Annotated in this window: 13 protein-coding genes; 9 read left to right on the top strand and 4 right to left on the bottom strand. The window is 51.9% G+C overall.

Annotated features, from left to right (window positions below; all coding sequences use genetic code 11):
• Positions 1 to 72: 72 nt before the first annotated feature.
• On the bottom strand, positions 73 to 405 hold the full coding sequence (locus C7459_RS09540; RefSeq protein ID WP_109688639.1) for a hypothetical protein: 333 nt from the start codon (positions 403 to 405) through the stop codon (positions 73 to 75).
• A gap of 168 nt (positions 406 to 573) precedes the next feature.
• Complete coding sequence (locus C7459_RS09535; RefSeq protein ID WP_109688637.1) at positions 574 to 1,836, bottom strand: erythromycin esterase family protein; 1,263 nt, start codon at positions 1,834 to 1,836, stop codon at positions 574 to 576.
• 123 nt (positions 1,837 to 1,959) lie between these two features.
• Between C7459_RS09535 and C7459_RS09530 the strand changes: the two genes are divergently transcribed.
• The 6 genes from C7459_RS09530 to C7459_RS23285 all read left to right on the top strand — a co-directional run bounded on the left by C7459_RS09530 (position 1,960) and on the right by C7459_RS23285 (position 12,280).
• Positions 1,960 to 2,715, top strand: a complete 756-nt coding sequence (locus C7459_RS09530; protein WP_109688635.1) for a hypothetical protein — start codon at positions 1,960 to 1,962, stop codon at positions 2,713 to 2,715.
• Between the two features lie 227 nt (positions 2,716 to 2,942).
• Positions 2,943 to 6,026, top strand: a complete 3,084-nt coding sequence (locus tag C7459_RS09525; RefSeq protein WP_109688633.1) for a S8 family peptidase — start codon at positions 2,943 to 2,945, stop codon at positions 6,024 to 6,026.
• Positions 6,027 to 6,044: 18 nt separating this feature from the next.
• Positions 6,045 to 10,772, top strand: coding sequence for an RHS repeat domain-containing protein (locus C7459_RS09520; protein ID WP_109688631.1), 4,728 nt, complete (start codon positions 6,045 to 6,047; stop codon positions 10,770 to 10,772).
• Positions 10,773 to 10,799: 27 nt separating this feature from the next.
• Positions 10,800 to 11,186, top strand: a complete 387-nt coding sequence (locus tag C7459_RS09515; protein ID WP_146200987.1) for a hypothetical protein — start codon at positions 10,800 to 10,802, stop codon at positions 11,184 to 11,186.
• Positions 11,187 to 11,266: 80 nt separating this feature from the next.
• On the top strand, positions 11,267 to 12,094 hold the full coding sequence (gene proC / locus C7459_RS09510; protein ID WP_109688627.1) for a pyrroline-5-carboxylate reductase: 828 nt from the start codon (positions 11,267 to 11,269) through the stop codon (positions 12,092 to 12,094).
• Positions 12,095 to 12,112: 18 nt separating this feature from the next.
• A complete protein-coding gene (locus C7459_RS23285) occupies positions 12,113 to 12,280 on the top strand; it encodes a hypothetical protein (RefSeq protein WP_170119389.1) in 168 nt (55 codons plus the stop codon).
• 66 nt (positions 12,281 to 12,346) lie between these two features.
• Here C7459_RS23285 and C7459_RS09505 read toward each other — a convergent pair whose 3' ends face one another.
• Positions 12,347 to 13,066, bottom strand: coding sequence for a YqjF family protein (locus C7459_RS09505; RefSeq protein ID WP_109688625.1), 720 nt, complete (start codon positions 13,064 to 13,066; stop codon positions 12,347 to 12,349).
• Positions 13,067 to 13,177: 111 nt separating this feature from the next.
• Here C7459_RS09505 and C7459_RS09500 point away from each other — a divergent pair, with 111 nt between their 5' ends.
• The 3 genes from C7459_RS09500 (at position 13,178) to C7459_RS09490 (ending at position 16,738) form a co-directional block, all read left to right on the top strand.
• Positions 13,178 to 14,050, top strand: a complete 873-nt coding sequence (locus C7459_RS09500) for an NAD-dependent epimerase/dehydratase family protein (protein ID WP_109688623.1) — start codon at positions 13,178 to 13,180, stop codon at positions 14,048 to 14,050.
• 181 nt (positions 14,051 to 14,231) lie between these two features.
• Positions 14,232 to 16,175 carry an oligoendopeptidase F gene (pepF, locus tag C7459_RS09495; protein ID WP_109688621.1) on the top strand — a complete coding sequence of 648 codons (1,944 nt, stop codon included), beginning with the start codon at positions 14,232 to 14,234 and terminating at the stop codon, positions 16,173 to 16,175.
• Positions 16,176 to 16,357: 182 nt separating this feature from the next.
• Positions 16,358 to 16,738 carry a gamma-glutamylcyclotransferase family protein gene (locus C7459_RS09490; RefSeq protein ID WP_109688619.1) on the top strand — a complete coding sequence of 127 codons (381 nt, stop codon included), beginning with the start codon at positions 16,358 to 16,360 and terminating at the stop codon, positions 16,736 to 16,738.
• 50 nt (positions 16,739 to 16,788) lie between these two features.
• On the opposite strand, the gene C7459_RS09485 is transcribed toward C7459_RS09490, so the two are convergent.
• The gene (locus C7459_RS09485) at positions 16,789 to 17,589 is read right to left on the bottom strand and encodes a methyl-accepting chemotaxis protein (RefSeq protein ID WP_109688617.1); all 801 of its coding nucleotides are present in this window, start codon (positions 17,587 to 17,589) and stop codon (positions 16,789 to 16,791) included.
• Between the last annotated feature and the right edge of the window lie 114 nt (positions 17,590 to 17,703).

Genomic DNA, 17,703 nt, shown 5'->3' with positions numbered 1-17,703 from the left:
AAAGACCGAACTTCGCGCGAAGTTCGGTCTTTTTTTGATCGAGAGAAAACCCGAGGAGGCTGTGTCGCGGGCTCAGGCTTTGGCCTGCGTTTCTTTTTTGGCAAATTTCCGCTCGGCCCAAGCGTCGAGTTTTTTGACTTGCGATTTTCCAAGCGTTGCACCGTAGAGCAGGAGCAGCACGATGGCCAGTGTGAAGACATCGAGCTCCCGATTCACCGCAAAGTTCAGGATGCCGATCAGCACCTGCGGGATCAAGCCCGTGAGCGCAAAAAGCGCAGCGTAGACGCGGAACCACAGTTGGGAACGCATCCCGTATCGGGCGTAGAACATGAGGAACGTCATCCCCCAAGCGACCACTTCGAGGACTGCGAGGATCATCCACTTGTATTCAAGTACTGCTGTCATGTGCGCACACCCTTTCGATCTGTACACGCCGTCTCTCCAGTACTTTTGGGAGTAAAGCAAGCTTAACGAGATAGGTTTTGTATATTAATATGATAATGTATATAATAACGAATTACAAGGACAGACAAAAAGCACGAGCGTTGAGCCCGTGCTTTTTTTTGCGTGAAATTAGACGATCACTTCTTCGACCACCATCGGTTCCAGCGCATGGGTCTCGTCCACATAGACGAACGCATCGTAGCGTTGGGCCATGTTCGAGGGAACATAATTGCCACGTTCGTACTCTGGGTAGTAGACGACGCCGATTGCGCGGTGACCGACTGTGGTTTGGAAGTAAGGATTCTCCGGGCCGAGGAAGAGGATCTGGTTGTGCGCACCTGCACGGTGCATCATGTCTTCCCAAGAGTTGTGTAACGCTTCGGGAACTGGCAACACTTCAAGCGGAGCCCCCCACTCACGGGCGGCGATCACGGTGCCACGGTGTGTGCCGAAACCGATCGCGTAGCAGTTCTCGCGGCCATATTGCTCGCGGACGAGTTGCCCGACGTTCACCATGCCTTCACGCGCCATGTCGGTCGCACGGGCATCCCCGATGTGCGTGTTGTGTTCCCAGATGATCGCTTTCGCCCCTTGCCCGTGGAATTTCATCAGTTGATTCAAGGCATCCACCATATGCGTGTCGCGGATGTTCCACGAATCGTTGCCACCGCGCACCATCGAGCGGTAATAGCGTTCGGCGTTTACCGCGACGAGGGCGTTCAATTCGGCGCTGAGTTCCGCCTCTTGGTCGGGGACATCGCGGAATCGACGCTCTTGGAGCGTGGTGAGCAATTTGACGACTTCCTCCTCACAAGTCTCGGAGAGGTAGGTCGCTGCCATGCCATAGGTCTGGCCTTCTTGGGAGTACGGTTCGAAGCACGCGAACGCCCGCTTGGCTTTGATCAGCTCCGGCGCGTTGGTCTCCTCCAAATACTTGATCACCGCCTCCATCGATTCCCACAGGCTGTACATGTCCAATCCGTAGAAGCCGACGCGCTCCTGCTCCGAGCGGTTCGTATTGAAGTCGCGCAACCATTCGGCGAGTTCGGCCGTCTCGCGGTTCGCCCACATCCAAGTCGGCCAGCGGTTGAAGCTCTGTTGGGCATCGCGCACGGTGGCAGGGGCATCGGGGGCGTTTTTGACATAGCGGTTGAGGCTGTAGCAGGAAGGCCAGTCGCCTTCGACCGCGAGAAAGGAAAAGCCTTTGCGCTCGATCAGCCGCTTGCTGAGTTCCATGCGCAAGGAGTAAAATTCCGAAGTCCCGTGCGATGCCTCCCCAAGCAACACGATCTGTGCGTCACCGACCGCGTCGACCAGTGCGTCGAGGTCGTCGTGGCTGTCCAGTCGAATCGAAGCTTTGCGAATTTCGTGGATCAGTTCGTGTTTGTTCATGGCTGTTTCATCCCTGTCCTGTAGAATGGTGAAAAGCATCAGAGAAAGTATGTCCGTTTCGCGACGTCCAAACTCATCATACGCATTTTTAAGGATAGAATGAATGGAGAGGGGGATATGGATATGGATATTGATATTGATATTGATATGGATCGATTGGAGCACTTCCTTCCCAAGATCGCCATGCTACCTCCAGTAGGTTCGTTGCGAAGGGGGGACTTATTGACGTCCGACTTTTTACTGGAGCAGAAGGGCGATCTGGAGATCTATTACGCACCGCATAATGAATACATCAACACTGTGGCGAAGATCTGCGTACTGGGCATCACGCCTGGGTGGAGTCAGATGGAGCTGGCGTTTCGACAGGTGCGCGACGATTTGCGCGCAGGAGCCTACACGGTGCAGGAAATGGAGCGGCGTGCCAAGGCCACGGCTGGATTGGCCGGGTCGATGCGGGTGCATCTGTGTGAAATGTTGGACGAGTTAGGGGTACAGGAGTGGCTGGGGATCAGCACCACGCGGAAGCTTTTTAGCGAGCGTCGGGATCTGATTCACACGACCTCGCTGATCCGCAATCCTGTTTTTTGGAAAGGGAGCAATTACACCGGACACACACCCAAGATCACAGCCTCACCGCTTTTGTGCACCTATGCCTATGAGGGATTCCCGAGCGAGTGGAAGCAGTTGCAGGATCCGATCCTGATCCCGCTTGGAAAAAGCGTCGCGGACACGCTCGCGCCGCTGGTTGAGCAGGGGGCCATCGATCGTGCGCGCTGTTTGTTGGGTTTCCCGCATCCATCAGGGGCCAATGGGCATCGGAAAAAGCAGTTTGCCGAGGTGCGAGAAAACTTGATAAATCAAGTAAGATCCCTGGGATAGCGAGGGATCTTTTTTTATTCAGAAATAAAAAGACTGGAAAAATTCAATAATATTGAACGATTCTCACGAAATTTCTTTACATAGAATGCGATACAGTTGTATACTGTTCTGCAGTAATGAAATCCAAAGTTTTATTTACAACATAGTAAAAGAAAGGTAGGTGAAGTGGTTTATTATAAGGGAAACTTTTCCGAACATTCAATTAAAACTAACAAGGGGGAAGTGCTGTGAAGAAAGTTGTGAGCCGAGTCTTACTTGGGGCTCTCACACTAAGTTTGCTTGCACCGCAATCAATCACTTCAGCATCGGAAGTCAAGCAAAAGTCTGTTAGCATGGGCAATTATCTGGTTCAGTTTAAGGATGTAGAGAACGGTAAGGTAGGACTGGCCAAACGCAACAAGAAAATCGCCAAGGCTTTTACCCACAATTCCTTTGTCGCGGTTCAAGATCTATCAATTGAGGATTTGGAAGCACTACAGGCGGACGACAACGTGGCGTTTGTGGAACCAGATTTCAAAATTCAGAGCACAGAGGAACAGGTGCCGCTGAACTTGGAACAGGTACAGGCACCGAAAGCATCAGCAGCAGGTTGGACTGGAACGGGTGTAAAAGTCGCCATTTTGGATACGGGGATTGACACCGAATCCGCAGAACTCAAGATCGCGGGTGGGGCGAGCTTTGTAGCGGGAGAAGTGACAACAGATGATCTGAATGGGCATGGCACTCATGTTGCTGGGATATTGGCCGCTCAACACGACGATCAAGGACTGGTGGGAGTTGCTCCAAATGTCGAACTCTATGCCGTCAAGGTCATGAACGGTCAAGGTGCAGGTACATATAGTCAATTGATTAGTGGGTTGGAATGGGCGGCAGACAACCACATGGACATCGTCTCGATGAGTCTAGCAGGTCGTGAAGACTCGCTTGCACTTAAAGAAGCTGTTGACATTGCGGCTAAAAGTGGCGTGCTGTTGGTATCAGCTGCTGGTAATGACGGTGAGAGCGACATTAGTTACCCAGCGAAGTACGCCTCTGTCATCGCCGTTGGTGCGGTAGACGCAAACAATCAGCACGCTGTATTTTCGAACACGGGGGTTAAGCTGGAACTCGTCGCACCAGGTGTTGGGATCGAAAGCCTGTCGTTGGCCGACGGGTACGTTTCGAAAAGTGGTACCTCAATGGCTGTGCCTCATGTTGCTGGGGTCGCAGCGCTGGTCAAACAGCAGAACCCTACCTACACGGCTCAGCAAGTTCGTGATCGTTTAGACATGACGGCTACCGCGCTTGGTGACTCGCTCCAATTCGGGAAAGGTCTCGTCAACGCGGAAGCAGCCACAAGTGGCACCGCTCCAACGAGCGATGGACTGATAAAAGAGCCGACCACAGGAACTGAGGACGGTGACAACGCAGACTACAAGGGTGGCAAGAAAGCCAATGAGAAGCACATCTCCTCTGCTCATGTGAACCGTAGACAAACGATAATGCCTAGCGAGAGTGCGTCAGTCGCCCTGAAACTAACGAAACCGGTACAGGGCGTGGAGATCACGGTTGCCTCCATTAATAATTCGAAAAAAGTTTTGGATACAGTCGAATTGACAGCGCAAAAAGCAGGTGATGTGGTGCCCTACACATGGAGAACATCCGCGGATACGAAAGAGGGAACTTACCTCATCCGTATGCACTATCTGAATGAGAAAAATGTCGCGGATGATTTGTTCTCTGTCACCGTCGAGAAAACGGGTGACAAAAGTACGCAACAGTTCGAACGTGTGAACGTGGCATTTGTCGATCCTACATCGGAGCCCAATGATACGCCTAGTCAAGCACAAACGATCGATTTGGGTGCCTTTTACATGACAGCGCTGACCCGGAACCCATTGGAATACGCGGACATGTATAAATTTACTGTCCCATATGATATGAACGCCTTCTTCTATTTTAGTAACTGGGGGGGCCGTAGTAATTTTGTACGGATTTACAGCATCGAAAATGGGGTTAAGAAAGGAATATACACCCAGAATTTTTCTGAGATTGGGCAAGACATTCCACTGAAGGCCAACACGGTGTATTACCTAGATGTCGAACCGGATTTTGAAGGATGTTTGATTTGTGATTCGACTGACAGCGAGTACGAATTCCAAATAAGTCCTTCGGACCCGCAACAATACAATGATTCGATCTACTATGCAACCCAGATTGCTTTGGATTCGTTGCAACAGGCGGATGTGTCTAGTAGCACGGATTCGGATTACTACTCGTTTACCTCAAACACCACTGGTCAGGTCAATGTGAACGTGACCGCAGGGACCACTCTGCAAGTCTTCGGTTCTGATGGTCAGACAGAGTTGACCAACAATGCAAGTGTGAACCCAAACTCTGTTGGTAATAACGTCTATCTCCCGGTGAGTGCAAACACCAATTATTTCATCTTGGTCAAGGGTCCTGTCATGAACTACTCTCTGACCCTAGGTAAGGTAAATCCGGATACGTTTGAACTTAACGATACCTTTGATTCGGCTCGCAACATTACCGTGAACACGTTTGTACAGTCCTTTGTCTCTACTCCGAAAGATGTCGACACGTACAGCTTCACGTTTACAACGCCGGGTGATAAGGTGATCGTTCTAAATGTGCCGGATGGTCAGGACTATGGTGTAGAATTGTTGTCGAGCAACAGGACCTCGATCACCAAATTGTCCTCCGGCGCTAGCAACGAAGTCCATATTATTGGCAAGAGTCTACTCGCCAACACCACCTATTACGTGCGCGTGTCTTCGAACAACGACAAGAACAGCGTGCTTCCTTACACTTTGCAAGTGAACGATTATGCCGATACGTTTGAACCGAACGATGATATCAGTCGCGCTGTTGTCATCCAGCCGTCAACCTTCTATCAGTCACAACTGAGTAGTGCAACTGACAGTGACATCTACAGCTTCACAGCAACGAAAACCGGCAAATACCACCTCTCAATTCGTACTCCGCAAGCCAACACGTTCTCAGTCATTGTGGCTTCCTCGGCGGGTGTGAACGTGGCGAGCACCACCCAGGCTCTTAAAGGGTACCAGCACGAATTTGAGATGAATTGTGTGGCAGGTGTCGTCTACGGTTTCCAAATCAAAGATGTCAATGGATACACCACGGCGGTTCCCTATGCCTTTGAAGTAACGGAATCTTCTGGTCTCTACACGTATGACGGTGCCAACCGACTGTTGACGTACACTGTGCACCGTGGTCTCAACAATTACCGTATTGATTATACCTACGATCCGAACGGGAATTTGTTAAAAAAGATTCGGACAAATCTGTAGTTTTATTGAGGAAGGAAGTTGAAACGAACGATCATGAAGAATTCCAGACTGCTCTCAACACTCATGGTGACGGCGCTCCTATTCAACGCGAGCCCTGTGCTGGTAAGTGCAGCCCAGAGTGACAAGACCGACAAAGAATCAGCACCGAAACATGTCAAGTACGTGAATACTTCCCAAGCTGCCAAAAGCAATGTGAAATCCGACCCAGCTCCAACTCAGGAACAGACAGCCAAGGCCATATCCACCTACCAAGCAGCGTATCAGCAGATCACAGCTGCAGATGCACCAGTAGATCCATCTCCGATCGATCTGAACAAAACCTTCGACCAGTCGCCCTTTACCATTCCGGCGGCGCAAGACAGTTTCTCCACGCTGACTGGGAGTGTCCTGATCAAGGATTCTGACATGACCTTGATTGGGCGCAATGGTTTAGACTTTGAGCTGAAGCGTTCCTATGACAGCCAAGCGGCACAGTTGTATGACATCACCGATTACACCAAGAACCCAATGAGCACGCGTATCAAATACGACATCAGTCGCTCCTTTATGGGACCGGGTTGGCATTGGAACATTCCGACGGTGGAATACAACTCCACGTCTGGTCAGACTGTTGTTCATCTAGCTGCCGGCGGAAGTTATGTGGCGGACTTCAACTACAACAAATTGACTGGGTATGCGTACAGTGACCTGACATTCCGTCGCGATACTACAGTGGACTCGAACTACAATGGGTACTACATGAGTTCGACCAAGGACAACTTGAAGTATTATTTTGATAGTGCTGGCAAGTTGCTTTTGATGAAAGATCTCTACAATAATTTTGTTCGGTTCAATTACTCGGCGACACCGATAAACTACCTAGACTTTACAACCAGCTCCACATCGGGTGGTAATACGGGTTACCCGCTGACCAGCATCACGAACTCCATTGGCAACACGATCAACGTCAAGTATTTGCCAGCTACAAACACAGCGAGTCAACAGATGACTGTGTCCAATGGTCAAAAAACAATCACATATCGGTACGATAAAGCAATCTTCAATGTATCTGCAACTCCGTTTACACTGCAAGTACCGACTCTTGCAGAAGTAGAAGACATGCCGAATCACAAGACCACGTATAGCTATGAAGTGAGAAACGCTTGGTCTTTTGGGTCAACAGCAACAGCGAACAATTCAGCTCTAAATCCGTATGCCCTGTTGATGAAGATTACCTACCCAACGGGTGTCAAGTCAAACTATCAGTATAATAATGCAGTTACCTTCATGAGCGGTACCACGGCCAATGATACGTACCGCCTCACAGATATCGCGGACCATGTAACCCGCGAAGACGGTGGTACAGACATCTACAACCATCTAACCGTGCAGTACAATGGTGATATCTGCCGACCGCTCAGCGATGGGAGCTTCAACACGCAAGTTACCGATGATCTTGCTCGTGTTACGACCTACCAGTACAAAAAAAGCTCGCTCACGAACGTACCTTTCTACAAGTTGCTCTCGAAAAAGGATGTGCGTGGTGATGAAGTAAACACGCAATCTTATACCTACGCAGATCCTGCGACCTCAGATCCGACGACGATTCAAAAGGATACGACCAGCCTGAGTCAAACAGGTGTTATCCAATCACGCACGATCAATCGTCAATACGATGGGTGGGGCAATCTGACCAGCGAGCAAGACCCGCTCGGTGGTGTCAAGCAATACACATTTGATCCGACCTACCACTGGTTAAACCAAGTAACTGAATATCTACAAGGTGGACCAGGAAAAACCGGTTCGCAGTATAAGCAGACCACCTACACGCACAACTTGGTTACCGGTGCTGTGACCAAGATGCTCATTAAGGACCAAGCGGGTACCACGCTTGGCAACGAATCCTATGTCTACGATACCTACGGCAGTATGAAATCCAAGACGATCGTAGATGGCACCAAATCGATTGTGACAAACATCACGCTTGATACAGATTCAAACTTCCCGATCAACGTGGCCACTGAGGTGACAGCAGTCGACAGCACCAAACAAACTGTCAACCGCCAGATGCTTTTTGACAAAGTGACGGGTCAACTAAAACAAATCACGGATGGAAAAAAAAATAGCACCACCTATCAATACGACAGTCTTAACCGTGTCCAAAAAGCGATGCTGCCAGATAAAACGAGTGTGACCTTCCTCTATGACGATCTTAACAACAGCGTAGAGATGAAGACGGCTGATGAATCGGGCGCATCTACGTTGACTAAGCGTGTGGTCTCCAAGTGGAATCCGCTCGGTTGGAAAATGGAAAGCGGTATGTATACCAACGGCCAATATGTACAAAACGTCTTGCAAGATTATGACCAATACGGGCGAGTTAAATATGTAACCGATGTGCAAGGTCATTTACAAACCAACACGTACGATCTGTTTGACCGTCTGGTAGGCGTTACGAACCCAGACAACTCCCAAATCATATATGCCTACGACGATCTCAACCTGACGAAAACAACGACCGATGGAAGTGGAAACGTCATTCGCGAGTTGTATGACCTGCTAGGCAATATCCTCAAGCAAGAAGTGGTCACGTCAAACGGATCGAATGCGATCAACAAGACATTTGACTTAGTCGGGAACGTACTGACTGTCAAGGACCCTAAGGATATTAAAACGGAATACGCATATGATGCATTGTCAGAAATCATCTCCGTGAAAACGGCTGATCCTAACACGGTGTCATCGACAACGTACAAGTACGATATGCGTGGCAACCAAACTCAAACGACATATCCCGATGGTAGGACCCTCATTAAGACGTACGATGAACTCGGGGGTGTGACGCAAAGTACAGATGAAAATGGGTTGGTGAGCAAGTTCTATTACGATGCGAACCACAATCTACTGTCGCAACTCAGTCCGAATCAAACCAAAGTAACGCTAGAGTATGATGCGTTGAACCAAGTCACCAAGAAAACGGCGACTCCGCAGATTGGACAAGCAGATTCAATCTCCTACGAATATGACGCGCTTGGGAACCGTTCGAAGATGATGGATAGCACAGGTACAACTCAGTATTCGTTTACGGAAATTGGAGATGTTGCGAGCGTTACGATGCCAGATGGCAAGAAAGTTTCATATGGATATGACAATCTGGGTCAACGCACAAGCATGACTGACCCGTTCAACCGCGTCATCAACTATGTCAACGACGGGCGAAAACGAATCCAATCGGTATCGTTGGACAGTGGCACAGTAGCTTCTTATGCGTATACCCAAAACGGGCGCGTGCAGTCCTTGTCATATGCCAACAACACCTCGACGAACTACACGTACAATTCGAACAACCAAATCACCGATGTACAGCAAAAGAACACGGCTGGCCAATCGCTGAATCGTTTCAAATATAACTATGACAAAAATGGCAACATCACATCCAAACAGGCCAACTCAGATGCCTACACCTTCTATGGATACGATGTGCTAAACCGGATCTCTTCTTCTAGTCAGAATAACGAAACCTACGATTATGACAGTCGCGGGAACCGCAAGAACTATAACACCGAATCTCCGGTTGCGGAGGGGAACAATTCCTACGAGTACGACGTATGGAACCGCCTCGTCAAGGTCACAACGGCAGACAACAAAATTGTCAGCTATCGATATAACGGGGAAGGGGAACTGTACGAACGTACCGAAGGGGGAAAGACGACGAGATACTATGTCGACGGTAGCAATATCATCGCCGAAGCGGACGTTACCTCGGGTACTCCGCAATTGATCGCCCGTTATATCCGCGGTGCGGGCGGAGAGATCCTCATGCGTGAAGACAGCCAAGGAAAGCGTTCCTACTACATGGCCAACAGCCACGATGACGTAGTGGATATCCGAGACCAGAACGGAATCTTGGAAAACAGCTATTCCTATGACATCTGGGGGAACCTAACGACCACGCTGGAGAAAACACCGAACTCTTTCTTGCATTCAGGTGAATTTTACGACAAGACCACAAAATTGGAGTTCCTCCATGCTCGTTGGTATGATCCTAGTACGGGACGCTTCCTAAACAAAGACACGGTGCCGGGTGATCTCCTAAGCCCGCAGTCGCAAAATCTCTACTCGTATGTCGTCAATAACCCGCTTCGCTACAGCGACCCGACCGGTCACTGGTGCACATCAGCGGACGGTGTGTATTCACACGAAGGCGATTGCCACGACAGCTCTTCTACGTATGTGCCAAACTGGTACCATTACATGGTCACAGCACCGACGCGTGCAACTTTAATAAATGTAGGTATCCCAGCTGCCAAAGGGATATTTGGACCGTTTACTGCCGAACTGATGGCTCGTGGATTATCGGATGCGGGCAATGTTACGTACTCCGACCCATCGAGTACTGCAGTAAAAAGCATAAAAAGCACCAAGGAATACCAAGGCTTATTTAGTAATTCTTTGAACAACGCCAAGAAAAGTGGGTCTGCCTCTTTTGACATTAGCACGTCTCTAGCGTTTGAGAGTAACAAAGATGTGTACAACGCCTTGCATAATGTGAACGTGCAGATGAATGGCTACTTGGATGGGGACGGTTCTTGGACAATCAACACCACGATCACCGACCTCTATAATTTTGAGTTGAATATCGATGCCATGTTGAAATCCAATAATAAACTTGGTTGGGCAGGTGCAAACGCCATGTATGGGTATCAACAATTGGGTATCTTCCGTGCCTATAATGTGACCGTACAGATAACAGAACAGGCGTGGTAATCTCCAAGTCAGAGCGGGGCTGAGAATGTGAAACTGAAATTGAAACGATGGGGAAGCAGCGTCTTGTGTCTGTTGTGCATCGTATCCTTGATGGGCTGCGGCTTCACAACAGAAGGCAAGAAATATCCCTATGGCAAGGATACAGTCGTTCAATTTGGCGACGGTTTTTATGACATTGGCAGAACGGCAACCAGTAGGGTACTGTTCCAACATAGTCAAGTTGGTGGTCTCGTGATCGACAAAAATGTCACCGCCTACAAAGAAACGCAAGAAAAAGGCTACGTGCTGGGGTCGGAAGGCTACATCCTCATCGACACAAAAACCAACACACATATGATTCACAAAGACCTGAGCGAATTCGACCCTGCGGACCAAGATGTATTCCGCGTGTTGGAAAAGCAGCCTACGAAGTAACAAAAAGTCCCGACTCGTAGCAGCCGGGACTTTTTTTACGATTGCCGAGTGAGTCATTTGCAAAGTATAATGATGCCGACATGAGGGGAGGACGTCTCGTGAGCAAGCAACGAATTTTGGTTTTGGGCGCGGGCCGAATGGCGGAAGCGATTTTTGCCGGATTGCTGCGGACGCAGAGGGAATACATAGAGGAAATCGTCGTCGCGAATCGCTCCGACAAGTCGCGGCTTCACGAGCTGCAGGAGCAATACGGCGTGACGGTGACGACCGATTGGCGGGAGCACGTCCGCTCGGCAGACACGGTCTTGCTGGCGATGCCACCGCAGAACCATCGGGATGTGTTGCGCGAACTGGCACCCCATCTGCAGGGTCAATTGGTTGTGACGGTAGCGGCTGGCATCGGGATCGGTTTGCTTGAAGACCTGTTGCCAGCCCGCACACCCGTTGCGTGGGTGATGCCGAACACGGCGGCCGGCATCGGGGAATCGATCTCGCTGTATACCTGTGGGCAGCATGTCGGTCCCGAACAGCGCGATGTGTTGCAGATGATCCTCGCAGGCATTGGGGAAGCGGCAGAATGCACGGAGCAACAAGTACACGATCTGACCGCGATCACGGGCAGTGCGCCGGCGTTCTTGTACGCATTCGCCGAAGAGTTGGAAGCGGCGGCACAGAGCTACGGGGTGACGCCAGCGACGGCGCGCAAGTTGGTTGCGCAGATGATCTACGGATCGGCGGCGATGTTGCGCGCAGGCAGCGACCCGGCAGAATTGCGCGACGGTGTGACCACACCGGGCGGGGCGACGGCTGCCGGTTTGCGGGTGATGGAGGAGCGCGGCTTCTCCGACATGATGCAAGACGCCGTGCGCGCCACCAACGCTCGCGCCCGCTATATGGCAAATGAATAATCGAGGAGGTTCCTACAGATGAGTGAAACCAACAACACCCTAGAGCTGATGAAGAAAGTCATCGAGGCGAAAAAAGCCAAGAGTTCCGGCCAACGCGGCCTCGGACGCGCAGACAAAGACATCCAAGCCAAGCGCATGAAAGTCACCAAGCAACACAAAAAAGGCGGCCTGTTCGACGGGAAGTAAGTTCCGTGGAGGCAAAACTAGCAAAAAAGACCCGGTGCATCGCGCACGGGTCTTTTTTTCATCCACTTACTTCACGCGTTCCAAGGGCCAGCAGTGTGTCACGAGATCCGCGACGTAGAAAGCATGGGGGCCTTCCACGGGTGCTGGGAGTCCAGCGGCATCGAACAGGGAGTTGGTGGTGATCTCCACCTCTGCCGTTTGCAAGGGCCAGGTGCCGTGCTCGATGTCACCGCGATAGATGTGACCCTCGTCATCGGTGGAGAACAGGCTGAAGCGTTCCGTCAGCCAGGCCTCCAACGAACCCGGCGCTGCATGGAACACCTCGGACGTCGGGCGGTAGGTCATCAACAACTCCGCGGCTGGACCATCGCCTGCACGCACGCTGTTGAATTCGAACGTGCCCTCCTCCTCGACCAGCGCGATGTCCGCGTCGAAGTAGGGCAGGTGGTACATCAGTTTCGCCATCACCGAGCCGAGCCACGAATCGGCATCGATGCTGAAAAAGTACACGCCCGGACGACCGTCCACGACCACATAGGTGCGCAGATTCAACTCGCCAAAGTGCATCGACAGGAAGTCAGGCTCTAGACGCAGGCGGATGCGCTCCATGTAAAACGGGACGACCGATACGTAGGCTCGGCCTTCATATGTATCCAATTCAATTCCCGCTGGGAGTTTGGTGCGCAAGTCCGCTGGATCGAAAGCATAGTGTAGAAAGCAGAGCTTCGACCATTCTTGCAACATCGTCCACGGTTTTTGCTCGTCTCGTTCAAGTTCTCGACTCATCAAGTCTTCGCTCCATTTTCAATGTAAAGTGCTTACAAGTTGATATTATCACAATATTCCTATCCAATGGTACAATGGAAATACGACCCAAAAAAAGGAGAGGAATACACGATGAAAAACGCTCTCGTCCTCGGCGGAACCCGCTTTTTTGGCAAACGATTGGTGCAAGTGCTGCTCGAACGCGGTGTCAACGTCACCGTAGCGACCCGTGGTCAGACACAGGACGACTTTGGCGACCGGGTGCAACGCCTGCAGATCGACCGCTTCGACCGCAAATCGATGGCAACTGCAGTCGAAGGCAAGTACTTCGACGTGGTGTATGACCAGATCTGCTACGGCCCGACCGACGCACAGAATGCGGCGGATGTCTTCGTAAACAAAGTTGGGCGCTACGTGTTCACTTCCACGCTATCGGTGTACGACGCAACGGGGCAGGCCTTGGGGGAAGCGGAGTTCAAACCGACGACCTACCCGATCAAGTACGGGCCGCACACCGACTTTACCTACCAAGAAGGCAAACGACTGGCAGAGGCGGTATTTTTCCAAAAAGCCGACTTCCCTGTGGTCGCCGTCCGCATCCCGATCGTGCTCGGTCTGGATGACTACACGCGCCGGCTGCACTTCCACGTCGAGCATGTGCGCGATGAGGTGCCGTTTGTGATGCCAAACCTCGACGCGCAGATGAACTTCATCCACGCACAGGAGGCGGCAGAGTTCCTCGCATGGGCAGGGTCTGCACCGATCAAAGGCCCCGTCAACGCCTGTGCCAACGGACAGATCGCGATGCGCGACCTGCTCGCCCTGATCGAAGAGAAGCTAGGACAAAAAGCCATCGTCTCCGCAGAAGCTGACGACGCATCTCCCTACGGCGTGCCGACCACGTGGGCGATGAAGACGCAGAAGGCCCAAGAGGCAGGCTATAGTTTCACAAACCTCCATGACTGGCTCCCACAGTTGGTGCGTGACATCGCGGACGGAAAGTAAGGCTGAAAGTAAGGCAGAGCAGCAGAATACCCGTGGTCTGTGGCGTTCGCTGACAGTACCTTTTCCAAAAAGTCCTCCTCCATTTTTAGGGGTGGGGGCTTTTTTTGCCTGCGTTTTCCTCATGGTTTTGCCTATTTCCGGGAATCACAATAGGTACTACCAAACCGAGGAGGAGCGACTGATGAGAAAAACGTTGACGACGCTTTCCGCGATGCTGATCGCCCTGACCACGCTGTACATTCCGGCCTCCACCACGTCGGCAGCCGCACCGTCCCGACAGCCGACCGTCGAGGCGCAAGACCTCGCCCTCGAACCGGCGAGCGCACGCCCGGAGTATCGCACCCGCGCCCAAGTGCCGGCCCAATACAAATGGAACCTCGAAAGCATCTACCCAACGCAGTCCGCTTGGGAGAAGGACTGCAAAAAAGTCGAAGCCCTCGTCCATGACTTCAACCGCTTCCGAGGCCATCTCGCCAACCCCGCACAAGTCAAAGCGATGCTCGACAACTACGCGGTGCTCAGTCGGACATTTGACAAAGTGCATGTCTACGCCAAGCTGAGTTTTGACACCAACACGGGCGACTCCAAACTCCAAGCGCTCAACGACCGCGCCGAAAAACTCGCCACCCTCGTCGGCGAGCAAACTTCATGGGTGATGCCCGAACTCTGCGCGATCCCAGAGGCTGAGCTGAAAACGGTGCTCTCCGCCAAGGAACTGATCAGCTACAAACCGTTCCTCGAAGACGCGCTGAAAACCAAGCCGCACACGCTTTCGCAGGAGATGGAGTCGGTGCTCGCCCAAACGCACCCGCTCGCCAAAGCGCCGGAGAAGATCTACAACATGCTGCAAAAAGACATCCTGTTTCCCTCCCTGCGCGACAAGGACGGGCACGACATCCATCTGAACGGTGGCACTTACAGCACGATTCTGCAAGGCAACGACCGCGACCTGCGCAAACGCGCCTACGAGCTCTACAACAAAGTGATCGAGCATTACCAAGACACCTACGCCTCTACGTTTGCCGCCGAAGTGCAGGCGAACAACTTCGCGGGCAAAGTCCACAAGTACGACTCTGCGCTGGAAGCCAGTCTCCTCCCCAACGGGATTCCGCCTGACGTGTACGACCAACTCCTCAACACGGTACACAAAAACCTGCCCCTGCTCCAGCGCTACATGAATTTGAAAAAGGAGCTGCTCAAAGTCGACCAGCTCCACGTGTACGACCTCTACGTCCCGATCACTTCGCATGAGGCGCGCTACATCCCGTTCGATGAGGCCAAACGGATGGTGCTCGAAGGCTTGAAACCGATGGGTGACGACTATGTGGCCACGTTGGCCAAAGCGTTCGATTCCAACTGGATCGATGTCTACTCAACAGAGGACAAGCGCGGAGGGGGTTACCAGTGGGGTTGTTATGACTCACACCCGTTCGTGCTCTTGAACTACCAAGGACACTATGACGATGTCTCCACCGTCGCCCACGAACTCGGCCATGCGATGCAGTCGTACTACACGCAACAGAAGCAGCCGTACCTCTACTCGGGCTACCCGATCTTCACCGCTGAAGTCGCATCGACGATGAACGAGACGCTGATGTTCAAATCGCTGTACAAAAACGCCACGACCCGCGATGACAAGCTCTATCTGCTCAACCAATACCTCGAAACGTTCGTCGGCACGCTGTTCCGCCAAGCGCAGTTCGCGGAGTTTGAGAAGCTTGCACATGAACGTGAGCAAAAAGGCGAGGCGCTGACCGCTGAGAACTTGAAAACGCTCTATCTAGACATTCACAAAAAATACTTCGGCAACTCGCTCGCCGCCGATCCGGAGATCGGGATGCAATGGTCGCGAGTGCCGCACTTCTACTACGGGTTCTATGTCTACCAGTACGCGACGAGTTTCGCCGCTTCCACCGCGCTCGCAAAGCTTGTGCTGGAGGAGGGGCAGCCTGCCGTCAAGCGCATCCGTGAAAACTTCCTCGCGGCAGGCAGTTCCAAACCGCCGTTGGAGATCCTCAAGTCGGCTGGTGTAGACATGTCCACACCGAAGCCGATCGAGCAGTCGATGAAAGTGTTTGAGGAGCAACTGAAAGAGATGGAGAAACTCGTACACGCAAAGTCGTAAAAAACACCCCCTTAGTCAGACTAAGGGGGTGTCCCTCTCGCGGTCGAGGCAGCCGGGACAAGTGTTTGATTTTTGCAAAATGGGAAAATCTTGAGGCAACAGGCTCCCTTTTCGGACATAGTTTGCTATATTGAGGGGTGAAGGCGGTTAAGCTGTAGACGGGAAGGAGTATGATACCAGCTATGATTGACGTATTCGTCTACGGGTCGGTGCTCGCGGGCGAGCGAAACCACCATCACATCGCCCCGTTTCTATTGGCTGTCCAGCCGGGAGTTGTTCGTGGCCGCTTGTACGACACGGGCAAGGGCTATCCGGCGCTCATCCTCGATGAGAACGGCTATGAAGTGGTGGGCGAATGGTGCATGATCACAGGGGCCGGACTCAAAAAGTTCGATGAACTTGAGGAATTTTATGGCCCAGGACATCCTGACAACGACTACGAGAGGGTCCGTGTGCAGGATGTGGGACATGGACGAGATGGATGGGTCTATGTGTGGACACACGACCGCGGCTGTTCTGAAGTCACGAGCGGTTCGTGGCGCAAGCATCTCGGCCGCAAGTAAAAAAGTCACGACCTAGTAAGCGGGTCGTGACTTTTTTGTACGGAGTGCGTCTACAAGACCTTCGAGAGCTTGCCGATGTCGCGCACCGAGACTGCAACTTCTTGGAGCGCGGAGGCAATCTCTTGGGTGGCAGCCGATTGAGTGCGGACTTTGCTTTCCGCTTCGTGGATGAGCGATTGCACTTGGTCGAACAGGGTGTGGATGTTCTCCAAGGTCGTGCGAACGTTTAGAATCGACTTCGCTGTCTCTTCGGAGAGCTTCTGCATCTCTTTGGCGACGACGGAGAAGCTGCGACCATGCTCACCCGCGCGCGCCGACTCGATCAGCGCGTTCAGCGAGATCAAGCGGGACCGATCGGCGATGCCCTTGATCAGCGACCCCACGTTGTCGATCTTCTGAAGCTCGCCATTGGTCGCCTCGACCGTCTGGAGCAGTGTGTTCATGAAATCGGAGAGGCCGCCTGCATTGTCTGCGATCCGATGACCGGAATCACCGATCTGTTCAAACGCTTGGTCGAGGTCGGACAGCGAGGCTTGCAGGGTGTATTCGTTTTCCACGCCCAGCGAGATGCCGATCGCCCCACCCTCGACCGGAATGGCCGTGGTCTGACAGATGACGCCGTAGACGTCGCGCGGCACCATGCGCGTTATTTTTTGCCGAGTCTGCACGACGAGCGCCGGAGTGCCGCCTGGCGTGAGCAGATCGCCTGCTTTGAGCTTGATATTGAAACGACCATACGTATCAAAGATCAGAAACTTCTCCATATCGGTCGCCCAGATCGCGAGGTCTTGCTTGTTAAGCAACTCGGGCAAAACTTTCGAGAGGGAGAGATAGGCTTGCAAGATATCCATGAGAAAAGATCCTCCTAGTAATAAACCCAGATGTGGTAGATTCTTAAGTGATTCTACATTAATAACAAAAATACCTTTTTTGTAAATTATCCAAATTGTACAACCCACAAGCAG

The sequence above is a fragment of the Tumebacillus permanentifrigoris genome (genome assembly GCF_003148565.1).
Classification (GTDB): Bacteria; Bacillota; Bacilli; order Tumebacillales; family Tumebacillaceae; genus Tumebacillus; species Tumebacillus permanentifrigoris.
Note: the sequence above shows the minus strand (reverse complement) of the source record. Positions and strands in the feature narration are given on the sequence as shown.